Origin of the sequence: Hyphomonas sp. BRH_c22 (assembly GCF_000961795.1) — a bacterium.
In the GTDB taxonomy this organism is placed as follows: Bacteria; Pseudomonadota; Alphaproteobacteria; order Caulobacterales; family Hyphomonadaceae; genus Hyphomonas.
In genome coordinates this window covers 1-5,596 of sequence record NZ_LADU01000041.1, presented here as the reverse complement: position 1 = coordinate 5,596, position 5,596 = coordinate 1, and the positions used below count along the sequence as shown (strand labels likewise).

Annotated in this window: 3 protein-coding genes and 4 pseudogenes; 1 reads left to right on the top strand and 6 read right to left on the bottom strand. The window is 58.6% G+C overall.

Features of this window, described 5'->3' with window-relative positions:
- Window positions 1-7: 7 nt before the first annotated feature.
- The 5 genes and pseudogenes from trbB to istA form a co-directional block, all read right to left on the bottom strand.
- Window positions 8-1,003 carry a P-type conjugative transfer ATPase TrbB gene (trbB, locus tag VR74_RS05705; protein ID WP_035540777.1) on the bottom strand — a complete coding sequence of 332 codons (996 nt, stop codon included), beginning with the start codon at window positions 1,001-1,003 and terminating at the stop codon, window positions 8-10.
- Window positions 1,004-1,364: 361 nt separating this feature from the next.
- Window positions 1,365-2,494, bottom strand: a pseudogene (locus VR74_RS05700) (IS3 family transposase).
- 64 nt (window positions 2,495-2,558) lie between these two features.
- Window positions 2,559-2,863, bottom strand: a pseudogene (locus VR74_RS05690) (transposase); the annotation flags it as partial.
- 71 nt (window positions 2,864-2,934) lie between these two features.
- Window positions 2,935-3,165 (bottom strand): annotated as a pseudogene (locus VR74_RS05685) (ATP-binding protein); the annotation flags it as partial.
- Window positions 3,162-4,661, bottom strand: a complete 1,500-nt coding sequence (istA, locus tag VR74_RS05680) for an IS21 family transposase (protein WP_156950519.1) — start codon at window positions 4,659-4,661, stop codon at window positions 3,162-3,164. The pseudogene VR74_RS05685 and the gene istA, both read right to left, overlap by 4 nt.
- A gap of 108 nt (window positions 4,662-4,769) precedes the next feature.
- Here istA and VR74_RS05675 point away from each other — a divergent pair.
- Window positions 4,770-5,048: pseudogene (locus tag VR74_RS05675) on the top strand (DDE-type integrase/transposase/recombinase); the annotation flags it as partial.
- 249 nt (window positions 5,049-5,297) lie between these two features.
- Here the strand turns inward: VR74_RS05675 and VR74_RS05670 are convergent.
- Window positions 5,298-5,596, bottom strand: a 299-nt coding sequence (locus VR74_RS05670) for a transposase (RefSeq protein WP_045695129.1), incomplete at its 5' end; no start/stop codon positions are given.

Genomic DNA, 5,596 nt, shown 5'->3' with positions numbered 1-5,596 from the left:
TAGAGCGTCATTGGGTTTCTCCATGTTGGACGAGGGACAGGGAACGGGAGACAAGCGGGGCGGTCTGATACCCCTCGCCGTCAAAGCCGGTGACGCGGAGCGCCTCCTCGACGCGCCGCTGGCCGCCCGCGCGGCTCATGAACACGACGACATCGATGGCCTCTGCGATCAGATCGAAGGGCGCGCGCGGTGTCGCTTCGAGCGTCAGCTGTTCAAGCCGGGCCAGCCCGCCATGGGCGGAGTTCGCGTGAAGCGTTGTGATCCCGCCGGGATGGCCCGTGTTCCAGGCCTTAAGGAGGTCAAGCGCTTCGGCCCCGCGCACCTCGCCGACAATGATCCGGTCAGGCCGCAGGCGCAGCGTGGAGCGGACGAGGTCCCGCAGGCTCGCGGCGCCGCGATGGGTTCTGAGTTGAACCACATTGGGCGCGGCGCAGCGCAGCTCGCGCGTGTCTTCGAGGATGACGATGCGGTCGTCGTGGAGTGAGGCTTCTGGCAGCAAGGCATTCGTGAAGGTCGTCTTGCCGGAGGACGTGCCGCCCGCGATCAGGATGTTCGCATGCGTCGCAATCGCGTCCTTGAGCGCCTGTGCCAGCGCCGGAGCCAGCGCGCCCTGGGTGACATAGTCGCCAATTGAAAAAGGCGTCGTCGCGGGCTTGCGGATCGAAAAGCATGGCGCGGTCGAGACAGGTGGGAGAAGCCCTTCAAACCGCTCGCCGCTGCCGGGGAGTTCGGCAGAGACGATCGGGGCGGACCGATCACAGGCCTCGCCTATGCTGCTCGCGACAAGGCGGATGATCCGTTCGCGCGCGGTGACTGAAATCCTGTCGGGACTGACCTCGACCCCTCGCCCCGCCCGTTCAATCCAGATCGAGCCATCAGGGTTGGCGAGGATTTCGATGACGTCATCAGCGTCCAGCGCTGCCCGCACCGCGCCTTCGCAGGCAGACCGCAGCATGGATACGCGTCGTTGGTCGGTCTCAAGCGTTCGGGCGGGTGCGGACATCGGGGGAGTGGCTCCTGTCGTTGCTGACAGGTCCAATCCTCTGATTTCGCGCTAATTTCTGATAGTTGGGAAAGTCGCAAACGGTCGGAACGGATTGAGGGGTCTTGCAAGGCTCGATAGGGTCTGGTCGTGCGCGTCATGAGCCGCGGCTTCAATAAAGCACTATGCCAATTCCGGAGAAGATGACTTAAAAAACGGATGCTCTGAAAGGCTCGAATGGAGCGTCGCCGTCATTCGATCAGACCTCCACGACTCGCTGCTATTGGCTCTAATCTGCCGATCTGGAGCTGAATAGTGAATGCCGGAATTGGAGAAATCCAGACTGGACCTGTCACGCTTTCGTTCCGACCTTGAGTCTCAGTTAAGCGGCCTTTCTTTCAAATGCCAAGGGGCTTTTCCATCCGAGGGCTGAGTGCCGACGGCGCGGGTTGTAGAAGGCGTTGATATATTGGAAGAGCGCGGCCTCGGTTTCTGTCCTTGTCGTCCATGTTTGCCGCCAGATCAGTTCGGCTTTCAGAGATTTGAAGAAGGTCTCAACGGCCGCATTATCCTAACAATTTCCTTTGCCGCTCATCGACACCTGAAAGCCCTGATCGCGCAGGCTTTTCTGATAGTCATGACTGCAATATTGGCTGCCGCGATCGGTGTGGTGAATACAGCCCGGTGGTGGCTGACGCAGATTGATCGCCATGTCGAGTGCGCGGATCGCAAGGTCCTTCTTCATACGATTGCTGACCGCCCAGCCGACGACGCGCCTGGAATACAGATCAATGATCACGGCCAGATAGAGCCATCCCTCGCGGGTCCAGATATAGGAGATATCACCCGCCCATTTCCGGTTGGGGCCACTCGCGGTGAAATCCCGGTCCAGCAGGTTTGGTGAGATATTGAACCGGTGATTGCTATCGGTCGTTGCCTTGTACTTGCGCGTACGGACAACAGAAATGGCGTTTTCCCGCATCAATCGACCGACACGCCGATGGCCGACATCCAAACCAAGCTCTTACAGCTCTTCGGTCATGCGCGGACGGCCATAACTGCCCAGTGCAAGACCGTGCTGCTCACGGATATGCGCCAGGATCACAAGATCTCTGCGCTGACGTTTGCTCATCTGCCGGGATCGCCAGGCCCGGTATCCCCGCGACGTCACCTTCAACACACGGCACATCTGCTCAATCGGCCAGGCGTTCCTCCAAGTCTCAATGAAAGCGAAACGCTTCACTTCTGGCTTGCGAAGAACGCCGTCGCTTTTTTTAGGATGTCCCGCTCCTCCTTCAGAATGCGGTTCTCCCGGCGAAGCTGTTCAACCTCCTTCAGCATATCCGCCGATGGCAGGTCCGCTGGCGCCTCTGGCCGATAAGCCGAAATCCACTTACCCAGCGTCGAAAGCCCGATCCCCAAATCTGCTGCAACCTGCTTGCGCGTCAGGACGCTGGTCTTCGCCAGCCGAACCGCCTCACGCTTAAACTCTTCTGTGTGTACATGTCCCATCGTCCTGTCTCCTTGAATGTAGATAATCGTCTATCAAGGTCGGAATCAAACCGGGACAGGTCCAAACAGCCTCTTTGGCCATCTCGCGTCGCTGAGACGGCCTTGCTACTTTTTTCCAAGGGCATCCTTCAAGAGCTCATTCTGCATCGCCATTTCGGCATACATCTTCTTTAGCCGCCGGTTTTCCTCGGCCATGGATTTCATCTCGGACAGCATCGCTGCATCCATCCCGCCGTACTTGGCTCGCCAGTTGTAATAGGTCGCGTTGCTAATCCCATGCTCGCGGCAGAGGTCCGCAACGGGCACACCGCCTTCGCCCTGCTTCAGGATTGCGAGGATCTGTGCGTCGGTAAATCTCGATTTCTTCATTGTCGTCTCCGTGCTTTATCAAAGCCGGAGAAGTCCAGTTTTCAAGTCCCTTAATTTCGGGGATGATTACCAAAGCTGTCGAGGCTCTTGGTGGTCGGGAACTTCGCAGCCTTTATCCGTCGCTCCACCATGCGCCGTTCCCGGTCGATCAGTTCGAGCTCGGCCAGCCGCAACAGATAGCGCGTGTGGTCAACGCCTTCGCTGGAGCACTGTTTGGCTTGTCGGTCATACTCGCGCAGGAAGGTCGGCAGCCGCAGCGACTTCAGATGATGGCCGAGCAATAATTGCGGTGTATCGGTCATGACCTGCCGGCCGTCAGCAGCGCCAGGTAATCGCCAGCCGATGTGGCTGCGACATGCGCTTTTGGCAGATACGGATACACCGACATGTCCAGCCTCGGCGGCCTGCGTTCGATCCGGCAAAGGACCAGGTGCTTGACGGCATCAAAGCCAATGGTGCCGCGCTCCAGAGCGCTGTCGATCCCGGCTTCGACATCCGCCACCAGGAAGGTCTCCAGCAGGCGTAGAATCTGGACGAACTCGCGCTTGCCAGCTTTGCCCATGCGGGCCTCAAGCAAACGTCGCAGAGTGGTGAACGCGTCCGGCAGGTCCCAGTCAGCCAACGGTGCGGCCTGATCAAGTGCGTTTGTTTTCTGCTCGATCAATGCCAGATAGTGCAATGGGTCGAAGATATAGTCTTCCTTCTCCCACGATCTTGGATGGCGCGCGATCACCTGCGTCCCGCTGGCGATCACCACGTCATGTACATAACCACGTTCCAGGACCTGTTGGTGGCCATAGGCTGTCGGAACAGAGTAATCATTACCGCGATAGCGGACCAGGGACAGGGAGCTGACCCGCACCGATTGTTTGTCACAGGCGTCATAGGGCACTGCAGGCAAAGGCCGCAGCTGTGCTGCATCCGCCAAGAACCGTTCCCCAGTCGTATCCTTGTGGCCGCGTAGCCTGTCTCCCATCCGCTTGCGGCACTGGTCTGCCAGATGGGTGTTGAGATCATCAAAGCTGATGAACCGGGGTCTCGGCACCATGAAGTTGCGGCGGGTGTATCCCACCATCCCTTCGACCTTGCCCTTGTCGTTCCCTTTGCCGGGGCGGCCAAAGCGATCAGTAAACAAATAATGGGAGACCAGTTCCGAGAACACCCGCGTGCGCTTGCGTGTCCCGTCGCCCAGAATGCGGGCAACCGCGATCCGTGTGTTGTCGTAAAGAATCGAGACCGGCACGCCGCCGAAGAAATCAAACGCCGACACATGCGCATCGCAGAACGCTTCTGTGGTCTCTGCCGGATACGCCTTCAGGAAGCAGGCATCCGAATGGGCGAGCTCCATCACCAGAAAATGGATCTTGCGTTCAACTCCGCCGATGACGGCGAGCGCTTCACCAAAGTCCGCCTGAGCATGCCCGGGCGGATGCACCAGCGGCACAAACATCTCCCGCTGGCGTTGCTTTGCCGCGAAGATATAGTCCTTCACAATCGTGATGCCGCCAGAAAACCCATGTTCGTCACGTAACCGCTCGAACACCCGCTTCGATGTGTGCTTCTGCTTGCGCGGAACAGTCTTGTCCGCCTCAAGGATCGCATCAATCACACCGACAAACGGATCAAGCTTCGGGCGCCGGACCGGCTGACTGCGCCGATATCCAGGCGGAACCGAAAAGGTCAGCATCTTGTCGACCGTTCGCCGGTCGATCCCAAAAAAACGCGCTGCCTCCCGTCGGCTCATCCCATCAACCAGAACTGAACGACGAACACGACCATACAAATCCACACTCTTCACCTTATCCCCCGAACAAAACCGGGAGCCTATCAGTGGCGGAGTTTTGCTCCGGCCAAAGCGATACTATATCGCCGTTCGTGTGGTGGATTATTGCACCGGCGTTCTCACCTGTGTATGCGGGCAAAGCGGCCCCGCAGGCGGAAGATGGCGGTTCATCGGGAAGCGCGCTGTCAGCCCTCAGGACTGAACGAGGCATGGAGCCTGGACTTCGTGCACGATCAGCTGTCATGCAGCGCAAAGATCCGCTTGCTGACAGTGATCGATATCTACTCCCGTGAATGTCTTGCCATCGAAGTCGGATCGCGCCTGAGGGGCGAGGATGTGGCAAGGGTCTTAAACCGGCTGGTCTATTTACGCGGCGCTCCGAAGGCATTGTTTGCCGACAACGTCCTACGTACGGAGCGCGATCAGACCAGCAGGCAAAAAGCCTTCTATCCGCAGAATGTCTCCGCGGCTTGATTTGTCAATTGCCGAGGGACTTCCGCTTCTATTGGAAGAGCTCTCGGCCATAGCAAACACAGGATCCACACGAGCATATTTCGCTGGTCCTCACCGTCCTTAACACGGGATGCCGATCCGAGCGGAAGACCCGAACATTATCTACGAGGTCGCGTTTTCACGTGCCTCAACGGCCCTTCAGACAGGGGTTCTTCCTCTCGGCTCCGCCCCTTGGAAGAAGGGACGGTAGGGGGTTCCACTTTTGATGACGGCGTGAACCACGCGGGCCATCTTGGCGGTAACGGCTGTGAGCGCTTTACGCTTCAGATCCGGATTTGTCGGATCCTTAGCGATGTAGCGCGCGTACTTGTCCCGGAAACTGTTTTCCCTCTGACGAATGGCGACATTGGCGGCCATCCAGAGAGACCGGCGCAGGCGCGCGTTGCCGAACTTGGCAAGCTTGGTCTGTCCCCGGAATGTACCCGACTGGTGGGTTG